This is a genomic window from Nocardioides kongjuensis (assembly GCF_013409625.1).
Classification (GTDB): Bacteria; Actinomycetota; Actinomycetes; order Propionibacteriales; family Nocardioidaceae; genus Nocardioides; species Nocardioides kongjuensis.
This window is the reverse complement of sequence record NZ_JACCBF010000001.1, coordinates 4,183,341-4,199,896: the sequence shown is the minus strand read 5'-3', so window position 1 is coordinate 4,199,896 and position 16,556 is coordinate 4,183,341. Positions and strand designations below refer to the sequence as shown.

Annotated in this window: 15 protein-coding genes; 5 read left to right on the top strand and 10 right to left on the bottom strand. The window is 71.9% G+C overall.

The window, feature by feature from the left end:
* Positions 1–40 precede the first annotated feature (40 nt).
* A complete protein-coding gene (locus tag BJ958_RS20240; RefSeq protein ID WP_179728657.1) occupies positions 41–802 on the top strand; it encodes a MerR family transcriptional regulator in 762 nt (253 codons plus the stop codon).
* An 87-nt stretch (positions 803–889) separates the two neighbouring features.
* Here BJ958_RS20240 and BJ958_RS20235 read toward each other — a convergent pair whose 3' ends face one another.
* The 6 genes from BJ958_RS20235 to BJ958_RS28750 all read right to left on the bottom strand — a co-directional run bounded on the left by BJ958_RS20235 (position 890) and on the right by BJ958_RS28750 (position 7,631).
* Entirely contained in the window at positions 890–2,377 is a 1,488-nt protein-coding gene (locus BJ958_RS20235) for a DEAD/DEAH box helicase (RefSeq protein WP_343052753.1), read from the bottom strand.
* Positions 2,378–2,755: 378 nt separating this feature from the next.
* Entirely contained in the window at positions 2,756–3,919 is a 1,164-nt protein-coding gene (locus BJ958_RS20230; RefSeq protein WP_179728655.1) for a CaiB/BaiF CoA transferase family protein, read from the bottom strand.
* Between the two features lie 63 nt (positions 3,920–3,982).
* Positions 3,983–5,233, bottom strand: coding sequence for a M15 family metallopeptidase (locus BJ958_RS20225; RefSeq protein WP_179728654.1), 1,251 nt, complete (start codon positions 5,231–5,233; stop codon positions 3,983–3,985).
* A 62-nt stretch (positions 5,234–5,295) separates the two neighbouring features.
* Positions 5,296–5,919, bottom strand: coding sequence for a TetR/AcrR family transcriptional regulator (locus tag BJ958_RS20220; RefSeq protein ID WP_179728653.1), 624 nt, complete (start codon positions 5,917–5,919; stop codon positions 5,296–5,298).
* A 10-nt stretch (positions 5,920–5,929) separates the two neighbouring features.
* Entirely contained in the window at positions 5,930–6,124 is a 195-nt protein-coding gene (locus tag BJ958_RS20215; protein ID WP_179728652.1) for a ferredoxin, read from the bottom strand.
* A gap of 1 nt (position 6,125) precedes the next feature.
* A complete protein-coding gene (locus tag BJ958_RS28750; RefSeq protein WP_179728651.1) occupies positions 6,126–7,631 on the bottom strand; it encodes a fatty acid desaturase in 1,506 nt (501 codons plus the stop codon).
* 166 nt (positions 7,632–7,797) lie between these two features.
* On the opposite strand from BJ958_RS28750, the gene BJ958_RS20205 reads away from it, so the two are divergent.
* Both BJ958_RS20205 and BJ958_RS20200 read left to right on the top strand, forming a co-directional pair.
* A complete protein-coding gene (locus tag BJ958_RS20205) occupies positions 7,798–9,321 on the top strand; it encodes a serine/threonine-protein kinase (RefSeq protein WP_179728650.1) in 1,524 nt (507 codons plus the stop codon).
* A complete protein-coding gene (locus BJ958_RS20200; protein WP_218865900.1) occupies positions 9,315–10,040 on the top strand; it encodes a M15 family metallopeptidase in 726 nt (241 codons plus the stop codon). Before BJ958_RS20205 ends, BJ958_RS20200 begins: the two co-directional genes overlap by 7 nt.
* On the opposite strand, the gene BJ958_RS20195 is transcribed toward BJ958_RS20200, so the two are convergent.
* From BJ958_RS20195 to BJ958_RS20185, 3 genes are all read right to left on the bottom strand, one after another.
* On the bottom strand, positions 10,037–11,035 hold the full coding sequence (locus tag BJ958_RS20195; RefSeq protein ID WP_179726692.1) for an IS481 family transposase: 999 nt from the start codon (positions 11,033–11,035) through the stop codon (positions 10,037–10,039). The two genes, BJ958_RS20200 and BJ958_RS20195, sit on opposite strands and share 4 nt — an antisense overlap.
* A 116-nt stretch (positions 11,036–11,151) precedes the next feature.
* Positions 11,152–12,483 carry a cytochrome P450 gene (locus BJ958_RS20190; RefSeq protein WP_179728649.1) on the bottom strand — a complete coding sequence of 444 codons (1,332 nt, stop codon included), beginning with the start codon at positions 12,481–12,483 and terminating at the stop codon, positions 11,152–11,154.
* Positions 12,470–12,778, bottom strand: coding sequence for a hypothetical protein (locus BJ958_RS20185; RefSeq protein WP_179728648.1), 309 nt, complete (start codon positions 12,776–12,778; stop codon positions 12,470–12,472). Before BJ958_RS20185 ends, BJ958_RS20190 begins: the two co-directional genes overlap by 14 nt.
* 177 nt (positions 12,779–12,955) lie before the next feature.
* Between BJ958_RS20185 and BJ958_RS20180 the strand changes: the two genes are divergently transcribed.
* Positions 12,956–14,197 carry a sensor histidine kinase gene (locus BJ958_RS20180; protein WP_218865899.1) on the top strand — a complete coding sequence of 414 codons (1,242 nt, stop codon included), beginning with the start codon at positions 12,956–12,958 and terminating at the stop codon, positions 14,195–14,197.
* Positions 14,194–14,883, top strand: coding sequence for a response regulator (locus BJ958_RS20175; RefSeq protein WP_179728647.1), 690 nt, complete (start codon positions 14,194–14,196; stop codon positions 14,881–14,883). Before BJ958_RS20180 ends, BJ958_RS20175 begins: the two co-directional genes overlap by 4 nt.
* Before the next feature lie 97 nt (positions 14,884–14,980).
* Here the strand turns inward: BJ958_RS20175 and BJ958_RS20170 are convergent, their stop codons facing one another.
* The gene (locus tag BJ958_RS20170; RefSeq protein ID WP_179728646.1) at positions 14,981–16,507 is read right to left on the bottom strand and encodes a flotillin family protein; all 1,527 of its coding nucleotides are present in this window, start codon (positions 16,505–16,507) and stop codon (positions 14,981–14,983) included.
* Positions 16,508–16,556: the final 49 nt, after the last annotated feature.

Genomic DNA, 16,556 nt, shown 5'->3' with positions numbered 1-16,556 from the left:
GAGAGGTGTCTCTGGGGTCGATTGTGACACTATTACTGTCATGGTCAAGAGCGAGGGGCCCGCGGACGGTGTGACGCACGACGCATCGGACAACGCATCGGACGGCGATCCGCAGGAGGAGCTGCTCACCCTCGAGGAGCTCACCGCGCGGGTCGGGCTGACCGTGCGCACGGTGCGCTTCTACACGTCCCGGGGCCTGGTCCCGCCGCCGATCCGGCGCGGGCGGTCGGGCTACTACTCCGCCGCCCACCTGGCGCGGATCGAGCTGGTGCTGGAGCTGCAGAGCCACGGGTTCACGCTCTCCGCGATCGAGCGGTACGTCGCCGGCATCCCCGAGGACGCCACCCCGGAGGACATCACGCTGGCCCGCACCATGCTGGCGCCCTGGCAGTCCGACCTGCCCGTCGAGATGGACCGCGAGCAGCTGGAGAAGAAGGCCGGGCGCGCGCTCTCGGCCGAGGACATCGCCACGCTGCAGGCCCTCGGCGTGCTGCGGATCCGCGGGACGTCGTACCTCGTCGCCAGCAACCAGCTCTCGATCGGCATGCGGTTGCTGGAGCTCGGGTTCCCGCGCGAGGTCGCCGTCGCCGCCGCGGCGGTCTACCAGGAGCACGGCGAGCAGATGGCCAAGGAGCTCTACGAGGTGATCAACGACAAGCTCGCGCCGCTGTACGGCGACGCGACCACCTCCGAGCACTTCCGCGAGATCATGGAGCGGCTCAAGCCGCTCTCCGTCGGCGGCCTGGTGTCGGCGTACGAGTCGGCGGTCGCCCGCGCTGCCCGCACCCCGCGCCGCCGCTGACCCGGCTCGAACCGGCCCCGGAATTGCCTCGACCCGGCAGGAAGTTCCTGCCGGGTCGACGCGGGTTCGAAGCCAGTTCGTGCCGGGTCAGCGACGACCGGAGCTGAAGCCGGCCGCGCTGTGGCCGCCGCCCGAGGCGGCACCGGCACCGCGCGAGCGCGAGCGGCCGCGGTTGCCACCGGAGCGCTGACCGGCCGGCTTCGCGGCACCCTGGCCCGAGCGGCCCTGGCCGCCCTGACCGCCGGAGCGCTGCTGGCCCTGGCCGCCCGCCTTCGGCGCGCCCGGCTTCTTCGCCGCGGGCTTCTTGGCGCCGGAGCGACGACGACCGCCACCACCGTTGGCGTTGCCGCCGTTGCCGCCGCCCTGCGGGGTGGCGGGGGTGAGGTCGATCCCGCCCGGACGGGAGCGCTCGCCGGGGGCGAGGTCCTGGAGCACCGGGTGGTCGGGGCCCTGGATCCGGGTGGTGGTGGGCGTGATGCCGGCCGCCCGGGTCAGCGCCCGGACGTCGCCGCGCTGCTCGCTGGTCATCAGCGTGATCACGGTGCCCGCGGCGCCGGCGCGCGCCGTACGACCGGAGCGGTGCAGGTACGCCTTGTGCTCGGCCGGCGGGTCGGCGTGGACGACGAGCGAGACGTCGTCGACGTGGATGCCGCGAGCGGCGATGTCGGTGGCGACGAGGGTGGTGGCCGTGCCGCTGTGGAAGGCCTCCATGTTGCGCGTGCGCGCGCCCTGGCTGAGGTTGCCGTGGAGGTCGACGGCGGGCACGCCGTTCTTGTTGAGCTGACGGGCCAGCGCCTTGGCGCCGTGCTTGGTGCGGGTGAAGACGACCGTGCGACCCGGCGCGCTGACCAGGTCGAGCAGGACGGGCAGCCGCTGCTCGCGCTCGACGTGGAGCACGTGGTGGTCCATCTTCGCGACCGGCGACTGCGCCGAGTCGGCCTGGTGCACGGCCGGGTCGACGAGGAAGCGCTTGACCAGGACGTCGATCGCGTTGTCGAGCGTCGCGGAGAACAGCATCCGCTGACCGCCCTTGGGCGTCTGGTCGAGCAGGCGGCGTACGGCGGGCAGGAAGCCGAGGTCGGCCATGTGGTCGGCCTCGTCGAGCACGGTGACCCTGACGTCGGCGAGGCTGCAGTGGCCCTGGCCGATCAGGTCCTCGAGCCGGCCGGGGCAGGCGATGAGGATGTCGACGCCGTCGCGCAGCGCGTTGACCTGCGGTCCCTGGCCGACGCCACCGAAGACGGTGGTGGTGCGCAGGCCGACGGCCTTGGCGAGCGGGGCGACGGTGGCCGCGATCTGGCTCGCCAGCTCACGGGTGGGCGCCAGGACGAGGGCGCGGGGGCGCTTCGGCGCGGGACGGCGGCGGTCGCCCTCGGCGACGAGGCGAGCCACCAGCGGGATGCCGAAGGCGTAGGTCTTGCCGGAGCCGGTGCGGCCGCGGCCGAGCACGTCGCGACCCTGGAGCGAGTCGGGCAGGGTCGCGGCCTGGATCGGCGTGGGGATCGTGATCCCGTCCGCGGTCAGGACGTCGAGCAGGGCAGCGGGCACGCCGAGGTCGGCGAAGGTGGTGGTCACGGGTGTATCTCTCCGGAGACCGCAGGACACAGCGATCCCCTCAGCTGGGCGTCTCGCCGTGCTGCCTGTCCGGTGACAGGCGGTGAAGCGGTGCCTCTGGTGAGGGGCGCGGTCCGCGAGGTCGTGCCGAGCGGTGCGCCGGGATCCGGGGCAAGACTGGCCGGATCGGTGCCTCCACCCTAGGTGCGCAGGTGCCGGGAGGGTGAATCCGTGACCGGGGCGGCGGTGTGGGCTGTGACACGTTGATCGCTGCTCCACCCGCCCCATGTCCCCTGTGGCAGCCCCGTGCAGGGCTGTTGCGCGGTGGTCACCGGGCGGGTGGAGGGGCGGACCACGTGTTGCAGCGTCGGGGTCGCGCCGCCCGGCCGGCCTCCCGGCTCAGCCCTCGATCTGCACCGCGGCGCCGCGCTCGATCAGCCCGTCGACGTCCTTGACGCCCCAGGCCTCGAGCGCCTCGCGGGTGTGGGCGCCGGCGCCGGGGGCCGGCGGTTGCGACAGCGTCGCCTTCGTGCGGGAGAACCGCGGCGCAGGCTGGGGCTGCACGATGCCCTCGTGCTCGACGAAGATCTCGCGGCCCTTGACGTGCGGGTGGTCCTTCGCCTCGCTCATCCGCAGGATCGGCGCCACGCAGGCGTCGGTGCCGTCGAAGATCGCGCACCACTCGTCGCGGGTCCTCTGCTTGAAGGTCGAGGTGATCAGCTCGCGCAGCTCGTCGGTCCTGGTGACGTCCCAGCGGTCCGGCGCGGTGTCCTTGATGCCGAGCAGCTCGACGAACAGGTCGTAGAACTGCGGCTCCAGCGCGCCCACCGACATGTGCTCGCCGTCGGCGGTCTCGTAGATGTCGTAGTACGGCGCGCCGCCGTCGAGCAGGTTGGCCGCCCGCTCCTCCTTGAAGCCGCCACCGGCGAGGAAGGCGGAGGTCATCGCGTTGAGGTTCGCCGTACCGTCGACGATCGCGGCGTCGACGACCTGGCCCTGCCCCGAGGCCTTCGCCTCGAGGACCGCAGCGAGGATGCCGATGACCAGGTACGTCGACCCGCCGCCGAAGTCGCCGACGAGGTTGGTGGGGAACTGGGGCTTGTCCTTGACCTGGCCGAGGCCGTGGAGGGTGCCGGTGATGGCGATGTAGTTCATGTCGTGCCCGGCCGCCTGCGACCACGGACCGTCCTGGCCCCAGCCGGTCATCCGGCCGTAGACCAGCCGCGGGTTGCGGGCGTGACACTCCTCGGGCCCGAAGCCGAGCCGCTCGGCGACGCCCGGGCGCATGCCCTCGACGAGCACGTCGGCCTGCTCGACCAGGTCGAGCACGGTCGCGACCGCCTCGGGGTCCTTGAGGTTCAGCGCGACGCTCGGGCGGCCGCGGTTGAGCAGGTCGTGCGAGCCGCCGGTCAGCATCTGCCCGCCCGGGCGCTCCACCCGGATCACGTCGGCGCCCAGGTCGGCCAGGATCATGCAGGCGTGCGGACTCGGCCCGATGCCGGCGATCTCGACGACCTTGAGGCCCTTGAGCGGACCGGTTCCCTGACCCAGCGCGAACGTCATGCGCGCATCATGGCACGGATCGTGACAGCAGTGGTGTCACGATCGGCTATCGTCCAGTAGCCGTCAGCCGGGGTTGACGATCCGCGCCAGCTCGAAGTGCATGGGGTCGGTGTAGGCCCAGTCGCCGCCCCACGCGAAGCCCCACTTCTTGAAGATCGCGACGACGACCCGGTCCATCTGGCCGACGGTGCCGCGCTGGTTGCCCGGCACGTTGAGGTCGAGCGCCAGGCCGAAGGAGTGGTTGGAGAGCTGGGTGGAGCCGGCGATGAAGCGCGGGTAGTAGCAGCCGGCGTACTCGCCGGGGTGGATCTTGTCGGCCAGCTTGCTGGTGACGATCTCCGCGAGCGCCGCCTTGAGCTGGGGCATCAGGTACTTGTTGCAGGTCACCGACCCGAGGATCGGGACCACCTCGGTCACGATGTGCGCCTTCACCCAGGCGGGGTCGGGCGCGATCCGGCCGCCACCGATCGGCGTGTAGCGGAAGACGCCGACCGCGTCGCTGAACGCGCCGACCGGGATCGCCTGCTGGTAGGTCCCGGGGTCGATGCCGCTCTGGGCGACGATGTCGAGCGCGCTGATCGAGAACCGGTCCTTGCCGAAGGCGTTCTCGATCTTCTTGCGCACCACCTGCGGCGAGGAGAGGCCGGTGTTGATCAGCACCGCGTTGTCCTCGGGCAGGCCGAGCGCCTGGCCCCACTTGGTGTTGACGACCGCGTCGACGCCGTCGACCCCGCCCGGGAACAGCGCGCCGATGTGAATCTTCTCCTCGTCGACCGCGAGGTAGCCCTCGCTGTCGGGGACCAGGTCCTTCTCGAGGGTCTTGGGGATCGCGACCTCGCCGCCGGCGATCCGGTCCCACTGCTCCTGGAAGGTCGCCGAGCCGTTCCCCGTGAAACGTCGGTAGTCACCCGGGTCGACGGCCGCGATGTTGAAGAGCTTGTTCTCCACCGAGAACTGGCCGTAGGAGAGCTGGGTGTAGGCCGCGACGCCCTTCTTGCCGCGCACCGTCACGCCGGTGATGGTGGCCAGGTCGTCCTCGGAGAGCGAGTCCTGCGAGACCAGCAGCAGGTCGTCGCCGTACTGCTTGCCGTCGAAGGGCCCGGGCGGCGCCACCGCGTGCGCCGGGTCGGCCACCGGGGTGGTCGGGTCGGCCTTCGCGGTGGCGGACGTGCTGGCCGCGGCCTCGCTCGGGTCGGCCTTCGGGTCCTTGTCCGCACCCTGCGGCGTGCCGCAGGCGCTGAGGGCGAGGAGGGCAGCACCACCCGCGAGCCCGACCACCGGCCGGCTCGTCAGGGCGCGTCGCACCAACCCCATGGACCACTTCCCTCCGCCGGGTGCTCCCGGCATCTCCCGAGGCGAAGGGTAGTACGTCGGGTTCAGCGCAGGACGCGTTCGGCGATCCACGCGATGTCGTCGCCGGTGCGGGTGGGATCGGCCGAGGGCTGCATGACGTGGCTGAGGACCAGGCGCACGACCATGTCGATGCTGGCGGCCAGACGGTCCGGCGGGAGGTCGACGTCGTACGCCGCGACGCGGTCGGCGACCACGAGCTTGGCACCCTCGAGCAGGTACTCCGAGTGGGTGGTCAGCAGCGGCAGCAGCTCGGTGTCCGCGCCGTGGGTCGCGGAGACCACGGCGTGCAGGAGGGCGTTGTCCTGGGCGTACTTGAGCACCCGGCGCGCGGAGTCGCGGATCGCGGCGACCAGGTCGTCGGGGTTCTCGTCGAAGGAGCGGGTCACCCCGGCCAGGAAGCGGTCGAGCTCGCGCAGGACCATCGCCTCGGCGAGGTCGTTCTTGGTGCCGATCTCGTTGTAGACGGTCTGCCGGCTGACTCCGACCTCGTCGGCCAGCCGGGCCATCGTCACCTTCGCCCAGCCGGCGGTGGTGGTGAGCTCGACGGCCGCCTCGAGCAGACGGTCGCGCAGGGTCAGGGTGGCCACCCCCGTGAGGGTAGCCACCCGGTCGACCAGCGCGCGGGTCCGGTCGGCGAGGAGGGACATGCGCCCTCGCTCAGCCTTCGAGGGTCAAGGCGAGCACCGGGCACGCCTGCACCGCGGCGTACACGTGGGCCCGGTCGCCCTCCGGCGGGGCGTCGTCGAGGACGTTGACCTTGTCCTCGTCCTCGTCCACCTCGAAGTAGTCGTTGGCCATGGCCTCGCACATGCCGAGGCCCTCACACTTGTCGAGGTCAGCAACGATCTTCATCTCAGGCCTGCACCTTCTCGGGATCGAACGGGATGAAGTCGATCTTCTCGCGGACACCGCAGTCCGGGCAGCACCAGTCGTCCGGGATGTCGGACCAGGCGGTGCCGGCGGCGAAGCCCTCGTGCTCGTCGCCCGCGGCGACCTCGTAGACGTAGGAGCAGCCGGGGCACTTCGCGGCGAGCACCTCACCGACGAACCTCTGCGCGAACAGGTCCTCGGTCTTGACCGCGTGCAGGGCAGGCGGCGGGAACTTGGCGAGGTACTTCGCCTCCTTGCCCGGAGCGATGTTGGCGAGGGTGACGTCGCCGTCGAGGTGCTCGACCACGCGGTGGTCCATCACCTTGCGCCACAGCGGCGGGATCAGCGCGAGGTTGATCATGCCGGCGTACCCGGTCGGCAGGGCCGGGGACTCCTTGAAGTCGCGCAGCGCCTGGTAGCGGCGGGTGGGGTTGGCGTGGTGGTCGCTGTGCCGCTGGAGGTGGTAGAGGAAGATGTTCGTGACGATGTTGTTGCTGTTCCAGCTGTGCATCGGCAGCACCCGCTCGTAGCGCTGCTTCTCGCCGACCCGCTGGCGCTTGAGGCCGTAGTGCTCGAGGTAGTTGACGACCTCGAGGAGCGAGAAGCCGAACACGACGGTGATCGGGATGTAGACCGCGACGCCCCAGCCGTTGAGCGCGATGACCGCGGCCCAGAGCGCGACCGACATGGCCCAGGCGTTGAGCACGTCGTTGCCGAGGTGGAACGGGTGCGTGCCCTTGCGGCGGTAGCGCTTGGCCTCGACCTCCCACGAGCTCTTCAGCGAGCCCCAGACGGTGCGCGGCCAGAACCGGTACAGGCTCTCGCCGAGGCGGGAGGACGCCGGGTCCTCGGGCGTGGCCACGCGCACGTGGTGACCCCGGTTGTGCTCGATGTAGAAGTGGCCGTAGAAGGTCGGCGCGAGGGTGATCTTGGCGAGCCAGCGCTCGTGCGACTCCTTCTTGTGGCCGAGCTCGTGGGCCGTGTTGATGCCGATGCCGACGACACCGGCGATCGACAGGGCCCACAGCGCCTTCTCCCACCACGGCAGCTCGAGGTGGTCGGCCATCAGGTTGGCGCTGAGGTGCGCATCGCCCCAGTCACCGAGGCCGACGTGGTTGAGCAGCCAGGCGACCGGGTTGCCCTCGCCGATGATGTAGTAGCCCGCGAAGACGAGCGCGAACATCATCGGCACGTAGGCGAAGACCACCCAGCGGTAGTACTTGTCGTTCTCGAGCTCCTCGATGACCTCGTCCGGCGGGTTGCTCTGGTCGGTGCCCATCAGCAGGTCGAGGATCGGGATCAGGAAGTTGACCAGGAAGGGCGCGACCAGGGTGAAGCCCCACCAGCCGCCCGTCGCGATGTAGGCCAGCGCGAACAGCACGCCGAAGCCCGGGACCATCAGGCCCCACAGCCACAGGTAGCGCTTCTTGTCCTTCCACTGCACCGTGGATCCGTCGGGAACGGTCGCACCGATGGTCGGTCCGGTCATCGTCTGGCCTCCTCGCACTGCGGCAGCTCTGCCGTTTGACAGAACGGTAGGACTTGTAAAGTGGTTTGACAAGAGGGCTGGATCTGTAAAGTGCCGGTCGTCACACCCGGATCGGCACTCAGGCGGGAGAATGGGGCTCCGGACGAGCGGGCAGAAGGGGGTCGTGATGACGGGCTACCCGCGCGAGGGCGAGACCTTCGGCGACTACCAGGTCGACGGCGTCCTCGGCCGGGGCGGCATGGGCGTCGTGTACGCCGCCACGCACACCCGGATCGGGCGCCGGGTCGCGCTCAAGGTGATGGCTCCCGAGCTGGCCGGCAACGACGAGTACCGCACCCGGTTCCTCCACGAGACCGCCACGCTGGTCCGCCTGGACAGCCCGCACATCATCCAGGTCCTCGACCACGGCGAGGTCGACGGCTCGCTGTTCATCGCGACCCAGCTGGTCACCGGCGCCGACCTCGCCCGCAGGCTCGAGGACGGGCCGCTCCCCGTCGGCACCGCGCTGACGCTCGCCGTGCAGATCTCCGCCGGGGTCGCCGACGCCCACCGCGCGGGCGTCCTGCACCGCGACATCAAGCCCAGCAACGTGCTCGTCACGGGCAGCGCGGACGCGCCGTTCGCCTACCTGTGCGACTTCGGCATCGCCCGCGACACCGAGCCCGACCAGGGCCTGACCGCGACCGGCGCGGTGATCGGCACCTTCCCCTACCTGGCCCCGGAGCGCTTCGGTGGCGCCCCCGCGACCCGGACCACCGACGTCTACGCCCTCGGTTGCCTGCTCTGGACGATGCTGACCGGCGCGACGCCGTACGCCGGCACCAAGTTCGCCCTCGCCCGCGAGCACCTCGAGGCACCGGTGCGCCAGCTGGCCGCCGACGCGCCGTGGGTCGAGGACCTCAACGGGGTGCTGCTCCAGGCGATGGCCAAGGACCCGGCCGACCGGTTCGCGTCCGTGGACGCGATGCGAGTCGCGCTCGACCACGTGCTGGCCGAGGTGCCGATGCAGGTGCGCCGCCTCGCGGTCCGCCCCGCCGGCGAGACGGTGACGGCGCCGCCTGCGCCGCCGGCGGGGTTCCCGACCCAGCTGCCGGCGCCCACGCCGCCCCTGCCCGTCCGGGTCGACACCCCACCCCCTCCTGTTCCGGCATCTGCTCCCGTGCCCGCTCCGGCCCCCGCACCGGCCCGTCGGGCCAGCCTGATCACCCTCGCCGCGGGCGTCGCGGCGCTCCTGGTGGTGGGCGCGACAGCGGCCGTGCTCCGGCCGTGGGCGAGCGGGGACGAGCCGCGCGCCGACCCCGCGACCACGCCGTCGTCGCACGCCACCACCGCCGACACCGGCGAGGTCGGCGGGGTCTCGACGACCCGGTCCGACCCGACCGCGGACGAGGCGCCGGCCGCGGTCGACGTCCGGGTGGCCGGCACCTGCGGCGACGGCAGCTGCTACCTCCAGGTCCGCACCGGGCCGTCCACCGACGACGCCGAGGCGCGCGACGCCCGGGGGCAGAGCCAGCGCTGGAGGAACGGCTCGGTGCACCAGGTGGTCTGCTGGGTGCACGGCGGCACCGTCTCCTCGCAGACCCTGGGCGGCAGCTCGGACCGCTGGGCCCGGACCGTCGACGACACCTGGGTCGCGATGCTCCACCTCTCCGGGACCACGGCCGACGACCCCGCCGTGCCACCGTGCTGAGCCGCGCACTGCTGGCGGCGACCGCGCTCCTCGCGGCGGGCTGCGCCGCCAGTTCGGGCGACACCACGCCCGCGCCGGCTGCTCCGACCACCACCGCGACCGTACCGGCCACGCCGGCTCCGACCGCGACACCGGCACCGACGGGCTTCACCTCGAGCAGCCGCCGGCTCACCGACGCAGAGCAGGCGGCGATGCGCGGGGTCACCTGGCACCCCGGCTGCCCGGTCCCGCTCAGCGACCTGCGGCTGGTGCGGCTGGCGTTCCACGACTTCGCGGGGCGACGTCGCACCGGGCGGCTCGTGGTGCACCACGACGTCGTCGCCGACGTACGCCGGGTCTTCGCTCGGCTGTGGGACCTCGGGTTCCCGATCCGGCGGATGCGCCCGATCGAGGCGTACGGCGGCGACGACTTCGCCTCGATCGAGGCCGACAACACCTCGGCGTTCAACTGCCGGCCGAAGACCGGGTCGAGCTCTATCTGGTCGCACCACGCCTACGGCCGGGCGATCGACCTGGACCCGCTGGAGAACCCGTACGTGCTGCACGGGCGCACCACCCACGACGGCTCGGTGCGCTACCTGGACCGGAGCACGGCACGTCCCGGTGTGGTTCGCGAGGGCGACCCGGTGGTGGCGGCGTTCGACGCGATCGGCTGGCACTGGGGCGGGCGGTGGCACGACCCGGTCGACCACCAGCACTTCTCGGCGATGCCGGACTAGCTGTGATGTCCGGGGAGGTTGGTCAGCCGGGTGACCGGTGGGCGGCCTCCAATGGCGGAGTGGGCGCGGTGGTGATTGTAGAAGTGGAGCCAGGCGGGCAGCGCGGCGTTGCGTTGCTCGGTTGACTCATAGAGCCGGGCGTAGGCCCATCCGTCGGCGAGGGTTCGGTGGAAGCGCTCGATCTTCCCGTTGGTCTGGGGCCGGTAGGGCCGGGTCCGCTTGTGGCTGATGGCGAGCTCAGCGCACGCGTCGCGCCAGGCGTAGGACCGGTAGGCCGAGCCGTTGTCTGATAGGACTCGTTCGATGGTGACGCCGTGATCGGCGAACCAGGCCACCGCACGCTGTAGGACGCCGATCGCGGTGGCGGCCTTCTCGTCGGTACAGATCTCGGCGTAGGCGATGCGTGAGTGGTCGTCGATGACGGTGTGCACGAACGCGGTCCCGATCAATGGTCGATAGTGCTTCCCGCGTTCGCCTGTGCGGAGTGCTGTCGCGATGCCGTTGGCTCGACTCTGTTGGCGGCTGAGGAACTTGTGCCCGCCGCCGTCGGGGATGTTGCCGAACTTGGTGACGTCGACGTGGATCAGCGAGCCGGGGTGCGGATGCTCGTAGCGTCGCAGCGGCTCCCCGGTAACGCGGTCGATGTGGGAGAGCCGGTTGATCCGGCAGCGGACGAGCACGGCGTGCACGGTCGAGGCCTGCATGCCGAGCTGGCCGGCGATCTGGACCGGACCGAGTCGCTGGCGCCATCGCAGTCGCACGATCTGGCGCACCACCTCCGGCCTGGTCCTGTTCGGACACGTCTTCGGTCGTGAACTGCGGTCGACCATCCCGCCCGGGCCTTCGATGCGGTAGCGGTCGGCCCACTTCTTCGCGGTGCGTGGGGCGACCATGAACATCTTGGCCGCTGCAGCGTAGGTCCAGCCGCGGTCGACGACGAGCTGGGCGAGCCGCAAACGGGCGCGCGGGGTCAGGGCAGCGTTAGCGTGGGACACGAGGGCCTCCGGTCAGTGAAGCGTTGAACTAGACAGCTCCACTTCACAACCGGAGGCCTTCGTCTGTCAGACAGGCTCACCGGTGCCGGGCGGTACAACCTCCCTGGACATCACAACTAGCCGGGGACGCGGGCCGTGGTCCGCACCGGCAGCCGCTCGAAGCCGCGCAGCACCCGGGTGCCGCGCCGCTCGGCACGGCCGGCGACGTGCAGGTCGGGGTGGCGCTCGTACAGCGCCCTCAGGGCGACCGCGGCCTCCAGCCGGGCCAGGCTGGCGCCGAGGCAGAAGTGCACGCCGGCCGAGAACGCGAGGTGCTGGTCGGCGTTGGCCCGGGTGACGTCGAAGGCGGCGGGGTTGGCGAACACCGCGGGGTCGCGGTTGGCGCCGCCGAGGTAGAGCAGGATCCCGTGACCCGGCTCGAAGACCTTGCCGGCCACCTCGGTGCGCCGCAGCGCGATCCGCAGGGTCAGCTGGACCGGCGACTGGTGGCGCAGCACCTCGTCGACCGCGTTGCCCCAGCCGTCGGGGTTCTCCTGCAGGAAGCGCAGCTGGTCGGGGTGCCCGTCGAGCATGGCCACCGCGTTGCCGATCAGGTTGACGGTCGTCTCGAAGCCGGCGGCGAGCACGAGCAGGCCGACCTGGTGCAGCTCGACCGGGTCGAGGCGGTCCGGGCCGTCGAGCAGGATCAGCTGGCTGATCAGGTCGTCGCCGGGGTCCTCGCGGAGGCGCTCGACGTGGCCGCGGAACCACGTGTGCATCTCGCGCAGCGCCACCTCTGCGCGGCGGAACTGGCGCCAGGACAGGCCGGGGTCGAGGGTCACTGCTGCCTCGTTGCCGAGCGCGAGGAGGCGGCCGCGGTCGTGCTCGGGAACGCCCAGGAGGTCGGCGATCACGGTGACCGGCAGCTGGGAGGCGTAGCGCTCGACGAGGTCGAAGTCCTCGACCCCGGCCAGGTCGTCGAGCAGGTCGCCGGCGACGTCGCTCACCCGGTCGCCCATCCGGCCGACCTTGCGGGCGGTGAAGGCACGGGCGACCTGCTTGCGGTAGCGGGTGTGCAGCGGCGGGTCGACCGCCAGCATGGACGGCGGGTCGACCGGGCCGAGGGTGTCGGGGTCGATCACCTTGTGGTGCAGCCACTGCAGCGGCTTGGGCAGCTCGCCCTGGCCGCCCGCGGTGCCGAACGCGTCGCTGCGCAGGACCTCGTTGCACACCGCGTGGTCGACGCTCGCCGAGATCAGGTCGTTGGCGCTGATCACGCCACGGCCGCGGAGCTCCTCGTACGCCGGGAAGGGGTCCAGCCGCAGGGCCGGGTCCATCACCATCCGGCTGATCAGGTCGCCCTTGCGGGCGCCGCGCTGGATGAGGGAGCGCTGCAGCCCGTGGGCCAGCGCCCACGCGGTGAAGGAGCGCGGGAGGTCGACCGCACGGGCCAGGTCAGGCGACCGCATGCGTCGTACCCAACTCCTCGTCGGTGCCGTTGTCCAGCACGGCGAGCACGCCGCGGGCCCGCTCGGTGAGGGCCCGGCGCTGCTCCTCGAGGACGCGCTCGGGCAGGTGCGTGTCGAGCTGGGTGCTCACCGCGAGCCTCCAGCGGTAGCGCAGCGCGGCGCGCAGGCCGTCGCGGTCGCCGAAGACCTGCGCGAGCTCGTCGTTCCAGGGGAGCTCGGGCCGCTCGGCGGACCACAGGTCCTGCTCGATCGCGCGCAGTGCCTGCCAGCGACGGTGCGTCTGGGTCCAGGTCATGGTCCTCACCGACCTCTCTGTCGGGTGGATGTCTTCGGAGGGATGACTCGACGGTAGGCGTGGGACGGGTGCTCGGACATCGGACGACGGCAGGCACCTGGCGTCCTACCAGGGGAGGAGGCATCCGACCTCCCGCGGCCGGATGACCGCGGTCGCCGCCCTCCCTAGGCTGTTGTCATGCTGCGCTGGTTGCGCGCCGGGATCGAGTCGAACCTCGAACGGCACCAGATCCTCTACCCCTGGTGGGTGCCGCTGGCCTCCCACCTGGGCCAGGTGCTCTCGGTGCTGGTCGCCCTCGTGCTGCGTGACGCGCTCTGGCCGCTCGACCCGTTGCTGGTCTGCGTGCCACTGGTGATGATCTCCCCGCTGCTGCAGTTCACCACCCACCGATGGCTGCCGTGGTGGGCCGACAGCGCCGGCAGCGTGCTCGCGGCCGCGCTGCTGCTGTCCCGTCCCCCCGACGGCGTCCTCGACCTGGCCCCCGTCCTGCTGGGTCTCGCGACGGCCGAGATCACCGCCCGCGACGGGCTGCGCGAGGGCCTGTCGGTCGCGGCGATCGGTCAGCTCGTGCTGGTCGGAGCCGCGATCCGCCCCGGACTCGTGGGCGCGCCACTCTACACCTTCGAGCTGTTGCTGGGCTTCGTCATCGGCGCCATGCTGCTGTGGCAGATGCGCGCGCTGATCGCCGAGCGCAAGGCCCGTGAGCAGGCATGGGACCGTGCGACCACGGCCGAGCGCGAGCGCATCGCCCGCGAGATCCACGACCTGGTCGCGCACTCGCTGAGCATCTCGCTGCTGCAGGTCACCGGCGCCCGCCGCGCGCTCCGCGACGTCGGCGAGGCCGCCAGCGCGGACGAGACCGCCGATGCCGTCGCCGAGGTGGACGCCGCACTCGCCGACGCGGAGCAGGTCGGGCGGCGGGCGATGGCCGACATCCGCCGTGCGGTGAGCGCGCTGGCCGACGGCACCTCCGAGCGCCACGCCCTCCCCGGCGCCGCTGACATCGCCGCCCTGGTGCGGGAGATGGCCGACGCCGGCCTCGCGGTGGAGTACGACGAGCAGGGCGACCCCTCGACGCTGCCGGACGCCGCCGGGCTGGGCCTGTACCGGATCGCCCAGGAGTCGCTGGCCAACGTCGTCAAGCACGCCGGCGGCGAGGCCCCGGTGCGGGTGCGGCTCTCCGTGACCGGCGCCCGCGCACGACTGCAGGTCTCGAACCCGCTGCCCACCGGCCGGCCGCGGCCCGACGGACTCGGCTCGGGGCTGGCCGGGATGCAGGCCCGCGCAGCCCAGCTCGGTGCCCGGCTCGACGCCGGTCCGGCGGGCGGCGACTGGGTGGTCGACGTACGGCTGGGGTCGGGGCGACCCGGCCTCGAGCTGCCCTGCGGGCGGACCCTCGGAAGGATGGAGACAGCGTGAGCGAAGCGGCGGTGAAGGTCGTCCTGGTCGACGACCAGGAGCTGGTGCGCTCCGGCCTGCGCCGGATCCTGCGCCGGCGCGACGGCTTCGAGATCGTCGCCGAGTGCGCCGACGGGGGCGACGTGCCTGCCACCTTGTCGAGCCTCGGCGCGGACGGGGTCGACGTGCTCGTGATGGACCTGCGGATGCGCGCCGTCGACGGGATCACCGCGACCCGCGCGGTGGTCGCGGCCGACGGCCCGCCCGTGCTGGTGCTGACGACCTTCGACGACGACGAGATGCTGTCCGGCGCGCTGCGCGCCGGCGCCGCCGGCTTCCTGCTCAAGGACTCCTCGGCCGACGACCTGATCCGTGCGGTCCGCACGGTCGCCGAGGGCGGCAGCTGGCTGGACCCGGCCGTCACCGGGCGGGTCCTCGACCGGTTCCGGACCTTCGCGCCCGTCCCGGTGGGCCGGGCCTCCGACGGCGTGGACCCGCTGACCGCCCGCGAGCTCGAGGTGCTCCGAGCCATGGCGGTCGGCCGCAGCAACGGCGAGATCGCGGCCGAGCTGGTCATCTCCGAGCTGACGGTGAAGAGCCACGTCGGGCGGATCTTCACCAAGCTCGGCCTGCGGGACCGCCCGGCCGCGATCGTCTACGCCTACGACCACGGCCTGGTCTCACCCCTGCGACCCGGCAGCAACTAGCTGGGAGAACGCGCCGACCCGGCAGAAAGTGGCCTGTTGCGGGCCAGTTCCTGCCGGGTCGACAGCATCGACGAGCCAGTTCCTGCCGGGTCGACGGTCAGGCGGAGGGCGTCGCGTCCAGCTCGCCCGGGACGACGGCGTCGGTCCCGCCGGCGACCTTGGTGACCGACTTCTTGATCAGCGCGTCGAGGTCGAGACCGGTCGAGGTCTTGAGCATCTGCAGGGTCTGCGCGACGTTGTCGGTGACCTGCTTGGGAAGCGCACCTGCCCCGTCGGTCGAGAGCACGGTCAGCTGGTCGATCGCGGCGATCGGGGACGCGACCTCCTTGGCGATCTGCGGGAGCACCTCGATCAGCATCTGCAGCACCGCGGCGTCGTTGTAGTGCGCGAACGCCTCGGCGCGCTTGTCCATCGCCTCCGCCTCGGCCTGACCCACGGCCAGGGTCGCGGCGGCCTGCGCCTCACCCTCGGCCCGGGTCGCCTCGGCCTCCGCGACACGACGGGCCTTCTCGGCCTCACCGCGCTTGGCACCCTCGATCGCCTCGGCCTCGGCGAGCGCGGCACGGCGGGCCTTCTCGGCCTCACCGCTGAGCTTGGTCTCCTCGGCCTTGGCCTGGGCGGCCGCGATGGTCGCCGCCTTGCGGGCGTCGGCCGCCGCGATCTCGGCGTTGCGCCGACCCTCGGCCTCCTGCTCGACGCGGTACCGCTCGGCGTCGGCCGGCTTGCGGACCTGGGTCTCGAGCTGGCGCTCGGTCAGCGCCGCCTGCTGCACGGCGACCTTCTCCTGCTCGGACAAGATCGCCTGGTCGCGCTCGGCCTGGGCGAGCGGACCGGACGCGGCGGCCTGGGCGGACGCGGCGTCCGTCTCGGCCTTGATCTCGGCCTGCTTGAGCGCCAGCGTGCGCTGGGCGATCGCGATCTCCTGCTCCGCGGCGATCTGCGCCTGCTCGGCGGCCTGGCGGGCGTTGGCCTCGGCGATGGCCGCGGCCTGCTGGATCCGGGCGGCCTCGGGCCGACCGAGGTCGGCCAGGTAGGTGCCGTCGTCGGTGACGTCCTGGATCTGGAAGGCGTCGAGGATCAGGCCCTGGCCGGTCAGCGAGGCCTCGGACTCGTCGGCGACACGCTGGGCGAACGCCGCCCGGTCGCGGATGATCTGCTCGACGGTCAGACCACCGACGATCGAGCGCAGCGCACCGGCGAGCACCTCCTGGGTGAACGGCTCGATGTCGGCCTGCTGCGAGAGGAAGCGCTGCGCGGCGAGCCGGATCTGGTCGGCGTTGCCGCCGACCTTGACGATCGCGACGCCGTCGAGGTTGAGCTTGATGCCCTGGCCGGAGACGGCACCGCGGATCTGCACCGAGATCCGGCGGCTCGACAGGTCCATGGTGGCCTGCTTCTGCACGAACGGGATCACGAAGACGCCGCCGCCGAGCACGACCTTCTGGCCGGACAGGTCGGTGGTCAGCTCACCGGTCTCCGGGTTGATCACCGCCTTGCCCTTGCGGCCGGTGATGATGAAGGCCTGGTTGGGACCGGCCACCTTGTAGCGGCTGGTGACCAGCAGCACCAGGAGGACCAGCAGGACGACGATGCCGGCGATCGGCACCAGGACGGCGGTGTTCATCGCATTCCGTTCTTTCCGAGGGTTGTGAGCAGAGGAAGCCTGGGGAGAG